Origin of the sequence: Mesotoga sp. BH458_6_3_2_1, assembly GCF_003664995.1 — a bacterium.
Lineage (GTDB): Bacteria > Thermotogota > Thermotogae > Petrotogales > Kosmotogaceae > Mesotoga.
In genome coordinates this window covers 207,782-221,987 of record NZ_JFHL01000029.1, presented here as the reverse complement: position 1 = coordinate 221,987, position 14,206 = coordinate 207,782, and the positions used below count along the sequence as shown (strand labels likewise).

Annotated in this window: 10 protein-coding genes; 5 read left to right on the top strand and 5 right to left on the bottom strand. The window is 46.7% G+C overall.

Going from position 1 to position 14,206, the window contains the following annotated elements; genetic code table 11:
* Positions 1-8: 8 nt before the first annotated feature.
* A complete protein-coding gene (locus tag Y697_RS13685; RefSeq protein WP_121552358.1) occupies positions 9-827 on the bottom strand; it encodes an alpha/beta fold hydrolase in 819 nt (272 codons plus the stop codon).
* A 69-nt stretch (positions 828-896) separates the two neighbouring features.
* Entirely contained in the window at positions 897-1,520 is a 624-nt protein-coding gene (locus tag Y697_RS13680; RefSeq protein WP_121552357.1) for a non-canonical purine NTP pyrophosphatase, read from the bottom strand.
* Between the two features lie 336 nt (positions 1,521-1,856).
* Here Y697_RS13680 and Y697_RS13675 point away from each other — a divergent pair, with 336 nt between their 5' ends.
* Together Y697_RS13675 and Y697_RS13670 are read left to right on the top strand one after the other, a co-directional pair.
* Positions 1,857-7,682, top strand: coding sequence for a PKD domain-containing protein (locus Y697_RS13675; protein ID WP_121552356.1), 5,826 nt, complete (start codon positions 1,857-1,859; stop codon positions 7,680-7,682).
* Positions 7,683-7,752: 70 nt separating this feature from the next.
* The gene (locus Y697_RS13670; RefSeq protein WP_259462579.1) at positions 7,753-8,364 is read left to right on the top strand and encodes a manganese efflux pump MntP family protein; all 612 of its coding nucleotides are present in this window, start codon (positions 7,753-7,755) and stop codon (positions 8,362-8,364) included.
* A gap of 2 nt (positions 8,365-8,366) precedes the next feature.
* Here Y697_RS13670 and Y697_RS13665 read toward each other — a convergent pair whose 3' ends face one another.
* The 3 genes from Y697_RS13665 to Y697_RS13655 are packed head-to-tail and all read right to left on the bottom strand — an operon-like array spanning position 8,367 to position 11,224.
* Positions 8,367-8,858, bottom strand: a complete 492-nt coding sequence (locus tag Y697_RS13665) for a flavodoxin family protein (RefSeq protein WP_121552354.1) — start codon at positions 8,856-8,858, stop codon at positions 8,367-8,369.
* A 5-nt stretch (positions 8,859-8,863) separates the two neighbouring features.
* Positions 8,864-9,994, bottom strand: a complete 1,131-nt coding sequence (iadA, locus tag Y697_RS13660; protein ID WP_121552353.1) for a beta-aspartyl-peptidase — start codon at positions 9,992-9,994, stop codon at positions 8,864-8,866.
* Positions 9,995-11,224: a S41 family peptidase gene (locus tag Y697_RS13655; protein ID WP_121552352.1), complete on the bottom strand. Its 1,230-nt coding sequence runs from the start codon at positions 11,222-11,224 to the stop codon at positions 9,995-9,997. It lies immediately after the preceding gene.
* Positions 11,225-11,577: 353 nt separating this feature from the next.
* Here Y697_RS13655 and Y697_RS13650 point away from each other — a divergent pair, with 353 nt between their 5' ends.
* The 3 genes from Y697_RS13650 to Y697_RS13640 all read left to right on the top strand — a co-directional run bounded on the left by Y697_RS13650 (position 11,578) and on the right by Y697_RS13640 (position 14,165).
* Positions 11,578-12,168 (top strand): glycerol-3-phosphate acyltransferase, encoded by a 591-nt coding sequence (locus Y697_RS13650; protein ID WP_121552351.1) that lies wholly within the window; start codon positions 11,578-11,580, stop codon positions 12,166-12,168.
* Complete coding sequence (locus tag Y697_RS13645; RefSeq protein ID WP_121552350.1) at positions 12,165-13,322, top strand: glycosyltransferase family 2 protein; 1,158 nt, start codon at positions 12,165-12,167, stop codon at positions 13,320-13,322. The genes Y697_RS13650 and Y697_RS13645 overlap by 4 nt, the downstream gene beginning before the upstream one ends.
* 75 nt (positions 13,323-13,397) lie before the next feature.
* Complete coding sequence (locus Y697_RS13640; protein ID WP_259462578.1) at positions 13,398-14,165, top strand: metallophosphoesterase; 768 nt, start codon at positions 13,398-13,400, stop codon at positions 14,163-14,165.
* The last annotated feature ends 41 nt before the right edge of the window (positions 14,166-14,206 follow it).

The following is a 14,206-nucleotide window of genomic DNA, read 5'->3' as shown; positions in this document are numbered from 1 at the left end:
CGACAGTTTTAGAACCCGGAGTTCTTCATAACAAAACCTAGAAGCAGGCTGTTCAAAATGTCCGGCTTTTCGAATATAGTCACGTGACCACAATCGGGAATCACCGCAAATTCCGATCTCTGAATTCTGTCCGCCATTATTTGCGAGAACTTCCTGGGCTTCAAGATATCTTGTTCGCCACAGACCAGCAGCGTCGGGCAGTTGATTCTTCCAAGCAAATCAGTCATGTATACGTCGCTCAAGAATGTATCATACAAAGCCACCTGGCCCTTGAAGTAGTCCTTTGAGACCTTTTTCAGAGCATCTGCCCGCTCTTCAAGCATCTTTATATTGCTCTTGATGAAGGAATTGTTGTAGATCGTCGGCACCATATTCCAGTAGAATTTCTCGGCATCACCCAAATCAGCCGCTTCTTTCCAGTTGCGAATGAAGAGCTTCAGTACCTCATCGAGTTCACTTACCGAGTCAATAATAGATATTGACTTCACAATCTCGGGGAAATCTATCGCAAACCTTAGGGCAACTTCCCCGCCGTAAGAAGTACCGATTATGTGTACTTCATCGATACCAAGCTCCTTCATGAGAAGATTGGCTTCTTGAGCATGTTCTTCGAAAGTGTAGGGACCCTCAGGTTTTTCTGAGAGAAGCTGGCCCTTGAAATCGTGAAGGAGAATCTTGTACCCGAATCTCTCAAAGACCCCCGTCTGAAGCGACCAGCTGTTTGCAGAAGCCATAACTCCATTGAAAAAGGCTACTGTTTTTTCCCCTTCTTCGTTCCCCCGGATCTCATAATAAAGTCGAGTTCCATTAACTGTTTTGTAAGCCATTTCGTCCTCCCCTCAATACCTTAACGTTTATTGAAATAACCTAGAACTACGGGATTAAGAGATTACTGTTCAAGAATTCTCATCTTTAAGTGAACGAATTACTTCGTTGAAGAAATCCCTGAAGCCATTACGGCAATGATAAGCACTGGATCTTTCTTCGTCGTTGAGATCAGCGAAGTACTTACCTGACTGAATATCTACAGAGAGCGAATTTAGAGGAAAACCTCCAACTCTTGCCGGGTGCGGGCTACTCACAAGATAAAACGTCTCTTCAATCGTGTCATCCATCAGCCAGCGTTTTTGATCGTCGCTCAAGATAAGAAAGATTGCGTTCCTATAATGAGCCATTGCCCGCCCTCCGAGTTCAGCTGAGAGTTCTCCGTAGTGATTGATCATCTCCTCGTCATTCATAACCTTGTCACCCAGCCTTTTGATCTTCACTCCCGGTTGAAGTTCAGAATCAAGTCCTTCAATGAAAAGCCCGGAATCACAAGCAAATATTGGTCTGCCGGTGAAGCGATAATAAGTTTCCGCCTTCGCTCGAGCATTGTCGAGCGGACTTGATCCGATCTCTTCGACGACCGGAAGATACTCGAATGAACACAAATCTCTTAACTGCACATCCAATCCAGAAAGCATCTTCTTCATGCTCATCACTTTAGCCCGGTTTCTTGTTCCGTAGATGAGTTCCATTCTTACGACCCTCCGAACCACAATGTATTCCCTCTTCAATGATAACACCCTCAGTTTTTAGCGATTTCTCACGCAGACGAGGCTTTTCGCTCCAAGCAGCTTCAACTATTGGCATAAATGATGAGTGAAATGGTTGCGCGAGAACTTCACCAAAGTGAACGGATTACCAAGGCCCGTTCCAGCTGAATTGTCTGTGTGGCATTGTGCTGGGACCTCAAAAGCATATAATTAGAACGTAAGGGAGTCGACTTCTCACTGCGAGTTTCCTATCGCATCAATTGCCCTTGCCGCCTCAATCAAAACCACTCCCTTGACAATGGATTGGGAGGGCTGGATATGCGACGATTGTTGATTGCTCTGTTTATCCTTCTTGTAACTTGCAGCGCGATTTCCATGGAGTATGAAAGAGAAGAAACAATAGTAATTGACATTAGCGGAAATGCTCGAATATCGAGAGTAGAATCCGTTCCCTCTTCAGCCCTTGCGTCTCTCTACAGAATTCACTGGGAATACATCGAAAAATCCGGGGAAGAACGAGACTTCTTTTCGCAGGCATCAACGGAACTGAAGTTTCTTTTTCCGGGTGAGGCGGTCTGGGATTCGGCTCAGCGGGATCCCGAAGGAGATTCATTTTCCAGATCTCTGGAAGGACATATAAACTCATTCTCGATCCATGGATCCGACGATGATCTCTGGATAATAGAGACGGGACCCAGCGAGAAATTGATGGAGGAATACTTCGAATTCATCTTCTCGCAAATGATGTTTCAGACGATGTTCCTGGAAGCTCTCGAAAAACCCAGCAAAGAATTCCAGGGACAGTCTAGTGACGGTGTAATAGATCATAGGAAGATTACCAGAATTGTCCTGCCCGAAGGCGCCGAAATTATCAACGAGGATGAACTCGATCGAATGGACTGGCTTGTTGATTTCGGCGGCGGCTCAGTTATGTCGGCTTCACTTGCTGTATTGGACAACATGCTGGTCTTGACTGAACAACTCCATATTTCGCTTTCAAGACCCCGTGAGTTTCTTGATCATAGAGGCGCGTTCATCATGTCTCTATACAACTACGCCAGATTCGATGCAAAATACCGCATTCCCGAAAGGAGAGCTTCTCTTTACAACTCACTTTGTAAGGAACCCGGTCCCGACGACTGGGCAGGCAATTTCTATCAGAATTTCTCCGGGCTTGAACTGTCGGCAGAAGTAGAGATTCCGTTAGGTGGAACAACAAGCAGTGCAACGCCGGCCTGTACGATTGGTCTCACTGTAAAACCATCGGCTCCTCTTAACGCTCACATCGCATGGGATATCGATTTCTACTGGGACTGGTGGGACAGCTCGTGGGAACTGGATTACTTTGAAGCCTGGATCGATGCTTCTCCACAGCTCGAACTCACGGTCGAGTTTGAAGCCGAACTCACCTTCGCCGAGATAGAAAAGACACTCCTATCCAAGAGCTATCCCGTTGCAAAAATAGCCTTTTCAATTGGAGTGGTCCCCGTATACATCAACATAGTTTTGTATGGAGAATTGAAAACTGAAGCCAAAGCATACGGAAAGCTTACAGCCGAAACTGGAGTGGTCGTCGGAGTAAATCTGAAGGCCGGAGCCAGATACTCCGATGGTTGGTCAGATATCGTTGAGTTCGATCCCTTCTATACAATTAAACCACTCGAAATTGACGCTGAAGCCGGCGCAACCGCTACCGGGAAACTCGAAGTGGGTGCACATGCGTTGCTTTACGATATAGCAGGCCCATATATAGGGGTTATCCCGTCTTTGGAAGCCGGACTTAAGGTTAGCGTTAGTGAAGGGCTAGAGCCCGTCCTGATGGCCAGGCTATCTGCCGCAGCAGGAATTGATATAGCAGGATGGTTGAAGAGCATAATAGGAGACATTGGATCTGTCACCATAGAAATCGGTAACACTTTGGAGAAAGACTTGATTCCGGAAATTGGAGATCTTCTGGACTGGAACCAATCGCCAACAGCAGTTGCAGGAGCCGACTTTTCCGTTAATGAAGGTGCGGTCGTCTCGCTAGACGGGATCAGTTCCTCCGATCCCGACTCGGATTCGCTTTCCTATACATGGGCACAGATATCGGGAGCTTCAGTTCAAGTTCAAAATCCGAACGCCAGAGTAGCCACTTTCACTGCTCCGGAGCTCCCGAAAGACTCTGAAAGCCAGCTAGAGTTCAAACTGGAAGTCAGTGACGGAAGAGGGTGTAGTTCGAGCGACACAATTACTGTTACGGTACTAGATGTAAATAAACAACCCTCAAGTAATATGATAGATCAAATCGTAGATGAGGGATCAACACTGACAGTTGATTTGAATTCTTATGTAAGCGATCCCGACGGAGATACTATTACCCTAACAAAGACATCCGGACCTGGTGAGATCACAAACGGGGTCTTTATCTTCTCCCCAAACTTTACTGAATCCGGTTCTTACACTGTGGAATTCTCAGTCTCAGATGGACGGGGAGGGAGCATAGTCGATCAGTTCACCGTTGTGGTAAACAATGTCAACAGACCGCCAGTTGCATCTGTGAGTCCCGTCCAAGCGGGAAGCTTTTCAGAGGGTTCGGAAGTAGAGTTCGACGGTTCGGCATCTTCTGATCCTGACGGTGATCAGCTGATCTACTCATGGTCAGTAACCCCCTCATTTTCTTTCGAAAATGCAGGAGTTTCACAAGTTACATTGATCGCACCGGAACAGCTTCCAGGAGAGAACACAGTCTACACAGTGACACTGGTGGTCAGGGATGGCGGTTCATTGACTTCGAGTGCAACCGCTTCTTTCATCTCTTTGGACATCAACTATCCTCCCACAGCCATCGCCGGCTCCGACCAATCTGTTGAAGAAGGATCGACCGTAACGATTGACGGCAGCGCATCAGAGGACCCTGATTTTGGCGACCAACTTGCTTACACATGGATCTTGCCTGAAGGTATAGAAGCAGACAACAGATCTGAACCCACCTTGTCGTTCATTGCTCCGGACGTCCCCTGGGGAACCGAGGAGCTTTACGTGTTCACGCTAGCTGTAACCGACATTCTAGGAGCAAGTGCCAGCGACACGGTGACTGTGACAGTGAATTTCGTGAACGCTCCTCCAGTTGCAGACGCAGGCCCTGACAAAGAATCAGGAGCATACTACCCTGTAAGTTTCACGGTCGGGGAATCATACGATCCTGATGAAGGCGACTCTCTGACTCAGTATAAGTGGGATTTCGGAGACGGAACATCCACTGAATGGAGGGAAATTTCAGAAGAAGGACTGACTCACGTTTACGCTGAATACGGGATCTGCAATCCTGTGCTTTCAGTACGAGACACTATGGGAGCAACGGCCAGCGATTCATTCTCTCTCGAAGTGAGAGAACTGGTTATTCAGATGAATTCTGAAGACGATATCCTCGATTTTGAAGCTGCCGACGGTGTAATGCATAACTACGATCTGGGTGAGATCTTACACGTTGAAACCATCTCATGTACATTCAGTGGCCGAGACATCATACAAGAAAATCCCTTCAATCCCAAAGAAAATCAGAGGAGCAGCTTCTCGGGAGTAGCGATTTTGATTAGCATGGATGGTTTCAACTGGACCTCAGCAGGCTCTCTGCATTCTTCTCCTGCAAGTGTGGCTGTCGAAAGTTCAGCAAGGTATTTGAGGATAGTACCGTCAGGCGGGCGTCTCACCTCTTCTATTCTCGACACAACCTACCGCGGTTCAGATAAGGAATCATCATCAAATGTTCAGTGCTATTCATCTTCCATCAGAACACGTACGCTAAAAACACAGAACCATAACTACACACTTTCGGATGAGACCATTGTTCTAGAATATGAAGTAGAGATTGCCGGGAGCCCCGGTTCATTGCAGGACTTCATCAACTCCTACGGTATTCTGTTTAAGAGACCGGGTGTGGCGCCGCTAAGAGAAGCGGAAGGCTTAGTCAGAGTCTTTCGCTCTCTTGGAGATCAGGCTGCTTATCACAGGGGCAGATTATTTGAGCTGGTGGAAAGCATAACAATTGGAGAGTTTACATCGGCAGGTTTTTCGAAGATCTGCTTTTCGTTCGCAGAACCCATTGAAATCTCACCACCTGAAAGTATAGACTCCAGCATCAAAAATGAATACGGAGACTGGTATTTCATTGACGGGAGCGAGATCGCCGACATGTCTCTCCAGGTTTCCTCTTCTGACCGTTCTCCGTTGATTGTAAAACTCATGAGTTCAGATGGAAGCATATTCGAATCTGTGGAGCTAGACAATCGGCTGGAAAGGCAATATGTCGATTCTCTTCAGGGTAAACTTTATATCGGCATCATGCCTGCAAATCAATCCGATATGGCTGAGTATGTTATGCATCTTTCTTCTCGAGAGACGTCCGATTTGCAGAGCGGCGAGAATATGCAGAATGCGATTCATCTATGGAGTTCTCGATCCGTTTCAGGAGAGCTTTCTCAGAAGTCTCCGGAGAGCTGGTACAAGTTTTCGGTAGATCGCGGTCAGATTATCGATCTCTCCCTCCAGGTGCCTGAAGATGCAAGGTTTGTACTTCAGCTGAAAAATCCGAGTGGCATAACCAGGGAGTCGGCCTCTGGTTCGGGAGAGATAGTATATGTTGATCATGTAGCAGGAGTTGCTGGAGAGTGGTTCGTCCGCGTATATCGTTCTTCGGGAACAGGTACTTACAATCTCACATCAACAGTATCGAACCAGAATGACTCAGGAAGTCAGACCGACGCCGGAGATGCGACATCCACTTCGGTTCCGTTGTCTCCTGGCCAATATACGGGCCTTCTAAAACTCGATGACAATGAAGATATGTATGCAGTAGAGATTGAAAAGGGTCAGATAATTCATGCTCGGCTATCTACAGAGAGTGATGGCAGATTTTACGTCTCATTCAAAAAAGAGAACGGAAGCATACTTGGCAGCTCTTCGTGCAGCAAGGGCTCGCCGGGGTTAATAGACTACTGCACAGACTACACCGGTCCCATCTATGTAAGGGCTTCAAGGTCATCCGGAGAGGGCTTGTATGAACTGGACGTCTCAGTTAGAGATCAAGACGATGCAGGTTCTGGTGAGGATGCCGGAGAGCAAATTGAAAGCTCGATAGCGATCCAACCCGGAGCAATCTCCGGAGAACTTAAGAACAGCGACAATACAGATTTTTATTCAGTTGACGTGACGAAGGGTCAGATAATTATTGTTCACCTTTCTACAGATAGTGATGGCAGATTCCACGTCTCATTCAAAAAAGAGAACGGAAACGTACTTGGCGGCTCTTCCTGCAGCAAGGACTCGCCGGCGTTAATAGACTACTGCACAGACTACACCGGTCCCATCTACGTAAGAGTTTCAAGGTCCTCCGGAGAGGGCTTGTACGAACTGGACGTTGTGGTAAGCGATCAAAACGATGCTGACTCCGGAGAAGACGCTGGCGAGACTCCTGAGGATGGAACACAGATCACTATGGGCGGTGTATCCGGAACACTCAAACTGGCTGACAACGAAGACTGGTTCGTCTTCTCTGCGGTTTCCGGCGAAATCATAACCGTAGAGTCCTATCCAGCGGGAGGGCTGACCTACAACCTGTCACTGAGATACTCCTCAAGAGACAGTCTGACAATGGCAAACAGCATAACAGTCGGCACAGAAGCCGGCAGCATTATTTTCTGCACAAAGAACACGGGAAACCATTATATAAGAGTCTCGAGGAGTTCAGGGGAAGGCGATTATTCATTCAGCGTTCAGAAGCTCCAGCAGGACGATGCGAGTTCGGGTGGCGACGCGGGCGATGCTCTTTCGGAATCTACTCCGCTGCCGTTTGTCACACAGTTCGCTGCAACTTACACCGGCTACCTTCTCAGCAAAGATGACAGTGACTGGTATGCACTGACCTCCCTGCCCTCAGGCGTTCTAAATATTGTTCTGAATACTTCCGACGGAAGGTTCTACTTGTACCTTTACAACGCGAACGGCAATCAAGTTGCTTACTCAAACAACTACAGCGGTGAGCAAACCATCAGTTATTCAGTTACGAGTGAAGGGGGATTGTGGTATCTGAAGGTCATAAGAAATTACGGCGGAGGAGATTACTCCTTAACGATCTCCAGAGAACCTCTGATTCAAGTCCCGTGAAGTGGATGTAACACCATAATCGAAGCGGTTTCGCAACGATTTAGAGGGTCAGTCGTGTTAGATTCTGCTTATGTCAAGGATTTTCTACAGCTTGATGTGTTACTATCTAGGTATCTCACACCAGGAGCTGTGGATGGAGAACCTGCTCGTAGCAACCGGTCTAGCACTGGACGCGTTCGCCGTTTCAATATGTACTGGAATCTCTCTGGAGGATGTAACCCGCAGACATGTTTTCAGGGTTGCATTCCATTTCGGATTCTTCCAGTTTGGAATGCCGATCATCGGATACTTCCTCGCAGCAAGTTTTCGAAACTACATAATGGATTTCGATCACTGGATTGCCTTCATTCTTCTTGGAATTATCGGCGGAAAGATGCTGCTCGAATCTTTGGACAGAAAAGAAGAGGTCTCATGCAAGGATCGAACTAGAGGCCTTACACTTATCCTCCTTTCAGTAGCTACTTCTATAGATGCACTAGCTGTGGGGAGCGCATATGCATTTCTTGGAAAACGAATCATCCTTACTGCTGTTATGACGGGATTTATAACGGCAATGCTCTCCGCTCTTGGTATAAAGGGCGGACAGAGACTAGGTCAGAAATTCGGTAAGTTGATGGAAGCAGTCGGAGGGATCGTGTTGATCTCGATTGGCACGAAAATTCTCTTCGAACATCTCTACTAGATCTATTGGACTAGTCTTTCGATGATTCCGGCCAATTGCTTCCCGCTTTCTATAAGATTCGACTTGACCTCCTTCAAATCCTGTTTCATCTGTAATCCTTTGAAGTTCTTCGTGCCGACAACATTCGCGCCAGCCTTCTCAACTTTTGCGGAGAACCTCTTTAGGGCTTTCTCATTTGTCTCACCGGCTCCTACACCCACCAGGAACAAACTCTTGCCTTTCAGATCGGCCTTCTTGACAAATGTATTCATCTGAGGTGAAGGATGCCAGGCGAAAATCGGAGTTAGCAGCACCAAGAACTCGAAACCGCCGACATCTGGAAGAGGTTCTTTCAATGGACTTCCCAGGCCAAGCAGCGCGGAGAACCCGGATATCGATTTCCCTGGCTTTTCATCTTCTAGTTTGAAAAGCTTTGCACCAATAGAATCGGCAAAGTTCGCAGCAATCTTCTCTGTCGAACCAGATCTACTGTAATATACCGCACAGAGTTTCACACCAATCATCCCCTATTTTCCAAAGTTGATCTTCCGCTGGAAATTACTTCGACTATCTGGAAATCCCGATCAATGAATAAGATGTTTGCAGAGCCCCCCCTCTTGAGAAGTCCAATCCCGTTTCTCTGCAAATGATAGAATGCGGCCGGATTTGCCGTAAAAGGCTTCAGAGCTTCATGTATCAAAAGCCCTCTCTCTCTGACCAAACTTGTGAAGGTCTTCAAAAGAGTATCGACCGGTGCCGACCTTATCCCGACCAGATTCTTTTCAGCATCGAATCTGGGAAGAGAACCGAGACCGTCAGAAGAGACACAGATCCTGTCGAATCTTATCTTCTTGCTGTACATGTCTTTTAGAACCAGGTGCGTGCTGTGTTCATCAGCAGTGATGTCAATATATCCGCCCTTTTTGCTCACCCAATCGATGCCCTGATTTAAGAGTCCCTCCGATCGGCAGATATGCGTAGGGATAATCTGTCGTGGATTGAGAGTTCCGTCGGCAACTGCTTCATAAAGAGGCTTAAGTTTCTCTTGACCATCTCCAAGATGAAGGACGGTCACTCCAGCCTTGCCAGAAAGCATGCCGGCCACACGCGCATCCATTGCAAATCTCTGAAGCTCTGTGGAACTAAGGTTGCTGCTTCTATGATCAGAGACGGCCACCTCGCCCACACCGATTATCTCGGGAATGAACACGATATCCCTCATGAGATCCCCCGTAAGCGTCTTCAAAGGGTATCTGTAAGAGCCTGTCAGCATGTAAGAATCTATCCCGGAGTTTCGGAAGTCCCTAACCTTTGCAAGCAGCGAAGCATGATCTCTGGTAACACCATCGGTGCCCAACATTCCTACAACCGTCGTGGTTCCGACTTCGGCGAATTGCTGTGAAGAACCTTCAGCAGTTCTTGATGAAAAGCCTCCCTCTCCTCCTCCACCAATTAGATGGACGTGTCCGTCAACAAATCCGGGAACCGCATACGACTCGCTAAAGTCGAATATCTCTCCATTGAGTGACCTAACTGCCGATTCGTCTATCCCTTCATCGATTTCGACAATTCTCTCTCCAGAAATCAGAATGTCTTTCCTTCCGAGAGGTTCCGGAGCAAATACTTCAACGTTCTTAAACAGAGTTAACATCTATTCCTCCCCTTCCGATCCATAGGCCATAACGGCTTCAAAAGCAAGATCTCGCATTTCATAGTAGTCCTGGAAGGATCTCACTGTCAATATATCCGGCATAAAAGCTTCCGATGTATCGGATGTGGTCTTCCAATAAGTGGTTGAACAACTTACGGCAATTCCCGAGTTGGGCAGCTGAAATCTCTTCACTTCACCATAATGTCTCGGACTGCCACCGGTCGGTTCACCCACAAAGACCGCGTTTGTGCGTTTTCTCATGGAAATGGCATTGAGAACTGCCGAAGAGAAGGTTCCGCGATCGATTAGAACAAAGAGCTTTCCAGTTCTGTTCAATCTCCAATCTATCATCATTCTCAGAATGAAAGGTTCCAGAACAACTGAGCTGCCTCCTCCATTTCCCCTGAGATCAAGGACGAATTTGCTTACTGGGTTGGTCCAGGTGAATAGAAACATTTTCCAATTAAACAATATGAACGGGTTTCCTCTTTCCGAACCACATGAAGCATAATGAAAGTGGAGGACTCCTGAATCGGGGTAATACTGATACCAGTACTTCCTTCCTTGATAGGTTCTGTCAATCTCATCCGCTCTCTTCTGTATCCAATGGAATCCTTCTCTTTGAGGCTTTACGGAGGCTTCAATTATCTCTCCTTCCTTTTCGACCTTAAGAAGAAGATCTCCATCCATATCAGCTATTCCAAGACCCTTCATAATCTCTTCTTTATTCAAGTAGTCAGAGTGAGAATGAAGGAATCCCCACTCATTGTCATATGATACAACCTTCTTCAACCTTTCCAGAGCGTCATCGACTTCCATGCCCCCAATCTCAACTACTCTGCAGTTCAGCAGGTGCTTTTCACTTTCAGCTGTGGCAACTACATAAAGCCCATCGGTAAACCAGTAAGTGTAAATCGGATACACGGCAAGCCTGCTATCGGGATAGATCGCAGTGTGGCCGTCTCCAATCGATGCGACGATCTCTGTAAGCCTTGTGTAGATCTCGCTCGACGACAGGTCCTCCAGATCGCGTTCCAGACTTCGCAGAAGCTGTCTGAACGTACCCTCGTCCGTCTTGAAATAGGGATTAGGGTGAGTTCTCGACAGTCTCTCTTCGAGAAACCTGATGTCGTGTCTCCACTCCTCCGCAGATAGATCTTCCAGGCTCTGAGCGAAAATTGGCAGTGCTAACGAGAGTAGAAGGAAAAACACAGACAGAACTCTTTTCATCTTCATCATCCTTTCAGATTTCGATGAGATTTTATCATCTACGTGAGGTCTTGCAGACATCCAGCCAGTTGTTCTAAAGAAAAGAGCGTTATTGAATCAACTATGTATAATTCTTACATGAGCAGCAACGTACCGGTAAAGCGAGCACTTGACATAGCAGAATCTGACTGGCGCAACAGACAGTCTGCTCACTGCTTCGTAGGTCATTTGCAGAAATGAAAGGCTGTCATTGAGAACTATACCTGGCGAAGAGTCCGGACTGGCAATAGCGGAGAAATGTCTCCTTCGCCAACCATATCAGGCGTCAAGAGAATGGAGAAAGTGATTTTCTCAATCCCGAAGGGGAGGGCTAAATGTTCATCCTGTGGACTCTCATCGGCTTTTTTTCTGGCTCCATAATGTACTCCAAAATAATATACGAGAAGAAGACTCGTCAGAAGATCTCGAAAATTGGCGACGGCAACCCGGGATCTACTAACGTGATAAGAGGAGCAGGGCTCTTGCTCGGGCTTTTTGCAATGGCTCTCGACTATTTCAAGGGATATCTTCCCGTGTTAATAGCCCTTTCAATTGGAGGAATTTCCGGCTGGGAGATAGTATCCGTCGCAGTCTCTCCGGTCCTGGGTCACGCTTTTTCACCATTTCTGCGAATGAATGGAGGTAAGGCCGTAGCGGTCTCTTTCGGTATCTGGTCTGGCTTAACTCAATGGGTTGGACCTTCAATAATGGGAGCATCCATGTTGTTGTTCTCGTTCGTCATAAGTCCCAGGACCGATGGTTGGAAGGTAATTCTGAGCATGTTCGGTCTCCTGATATTTCTAATTATTAAAATGGACTCTCTCGCTATCTCTATATGGGCGTTTAACACTTCAGTTCTTGCTTTCAAACACAGGGACCAACTTGCTTTTCCCATTGCACTCAAGCTTCGAAGGAAGATTAGATGACCTCTCTCCTCTTTCAGTCAATATCAGTTGCCCTATTCCTGGGAATCATGTTTGCAGTTTCAGTCTCTAATGCGATACTGATGAAGAAGCTCAGCCGTTTCGAAGGGATTCCAAACGGCCCTCTGGTTTCCATACTGATTCCTGCCAGAAACGAAGAGAAAAACATCTCGAAGTGCGTTTACTCCCTTCTGAATCAAGATTACCGCAATCTCGAACTAATCGTCCTCGACGATAGCTCATCCGATGCAACACTACAAATCCTTGAATCTATGACAAACGAGTTTAGCAACCTCAGAATAATTAAGGGAGAAGCTTTGCCCGAAGGATGGCTCGGGAAGCACTGGGCATGCCACCAGCTTGCAAGCGAAGCGAAGGGAGAGATCCTGCTTTTTACGGATGCCGATACCGTTCACTCTTCCCCCACAATCTCACACGCTGTAAGCGTAATGATTAGAGAAAAAACGGATCTTTTGACGGCTGTTGTCAAGGAGAGGACTGACACGCTGGGTGAATTGATTACGATACCATTTATGATTCACAGTGTCTTCTCTATCTTTCCACTCGTAATCGCTTATGGGAAGAAATTCAGATCACTCGCGGTAACAAGCGGTCAGTTCATGATGTTCAGAAAGCAATCCTATCTCTCAATCGGAGGTCATGAGGCCGTGAAGGACCATGGAGTGGATGATATCTCTCTAGGCAGGCTAATAAGAAAGGCAAGGATGAAGTGGAGATTGTACGATGCTTCCGATCTTGTAGAGTGCAAAATGTATGATGGATTCAAAGCTGCATATTTGGGGTTTCTCAAGAACTACTTCTCACTCTTTGACTACAGAATAATTCCCGCGGCCTTTGTTTGGAGTTGGATGCTAACTTTAGATTTCTTTCCTCTCATAGTAGCCTTACTTTTCATCTTTGGAGTTGCCATTCCAGAGTCTGCAGGAATCCTGTCTCTGATTAGCCTGTCACTCTCATTCGGCATGTGGGTTCTCGCCAGCGCAAAGTTTTCACTCAGGCCTCTGGTGATTTTTCTATATCCACTAATCACACTCATCTCATCAATTATCGGATTCCATTCGATAATTGTTCACCTTTGTGGAGCTACGAAATGGAAAGGTAGGGTGCTTGTAAAGAAGAAATCACGCTTATTTTAATGATTGCCTGAACCGACTACTGAATAATCATGTAGAATCGGTTCGTATGACACAACTTTCTGAGGGAATGGTTTTTTGAAGCATTGGAAGATCTGGTTGATTGTCGTCGGTATAATCGCCTACGTATTCTTGATAGAACCAAACATCTTGACGATCGAAAGGCTTACGTTCTCGGAAGAACCTTCGGCGAAAATCGCCTTTTTTGCCGATATTCATATCTGGACTAAGAAGCCCATTCACACGCATCTCCTTGAAAGGCTCGTTGAAGAAGGTGTGGATTTGATTCTTTTTGGGGGCGATGTTTTGTCTCCTTACACAGATATGGAGTATATGAAAAGTTACTTCTCCGAACTTGCCAGAATAGCGCCAGTATTTGCCGTGTACGGTAACTGGGAAGAATCGGAAACAGACGTAATGGAGAAGATCTATGAGGAACTGGGAATAAACGTGGTCCACACCCGTTCAGCAGTAATCCAGATTGCAGACAAGAAACTGGGATTGACGGGTACTCCGTCTCACCATTACTTTTCATGGACAAGATTCCTGCCCGAAGACAATTACGATCTGAAGATACTGATGGTACACGCGCCAAATCTGCTTGAAGAACACATGGACATTCTAGAGGATTATGACCTGGTGCTGGCTGGACATACACATGGAGGCCAGTTCTTTATACCCTGGTTGACCGAAACCATACTGAAGACTTCGAGGGGATTCAGCGGAGACTACTTCAGAGGTCTCTACGAAACCGACGGAACAAAGATCTTCGTGACTAGGGGAGTCGGAGGATGGTTTCCGGGAAGACTGGCAAGTCCTCCCGAGATCTTATTCATCGAGTTCTGATTTCCGCCGACTCTCCAATGGATTTCTCTTCAGTTTCTGCT

Bases quoted from the DNA above. Each gene is read 5' to 3' on its own strand.
- Y697_RS13685 (WP_121552358.1), bottom strand. From the start codon at position 827: ATGGCTTACAAAACAGTTAATGGAACTCGACTTTATTATGAGATCCGG.
- Y697_RS13680 (WP_121552357.1), bottom strand. From the start codon at position 1,520: ATGGAACTCATCTACGGAACAAGAAACCGGGCTAAAGTGATGAGCATG.
- Y697_RS13675 (WP_121552356.1), top strand. From the start codon at position 1,857: ATGCGACGATTGTTGATTGCTCTGTTTATCCTTCTTGTAACTTGCAGC.
- Y697_RS13670 (WP_259462579.1), top strand. From the start codon at position 7,753: ATGTCAAGGATTTTCTACAGCTTGATGTGTTACTATCTAGGTATCTCA.
- iadA (WP_121552353.1), bottom strand. From the start codon at position 9,994: ATGTTAACTCTGTTTAAGAACGTTGAAGTATTTGCTCCGGAACCTCTC.
- Y697_RS13655 (WP_121552352.1), bottom strand. From the start codon at position 11,224: ATGAAAAGAGTTCTGTCTGTGTTTTTCCTTCTACTCTCGTTAGCACTG.
- Y697_RS13650 (WP_121552351.1), top strand. From the start codon at position 11,578: ATGTTCATCCTGTGGACTCTCATCGGCTTTTTTTCTGGCTCCATAATG.
- Y697_RS13645 (WP_121552350.1), top strand. From the start codon at position 12,165: ATGACCTCTCTCCTCTTTCAGTCAATATCAGTTGCCCTATTCCTGGGA.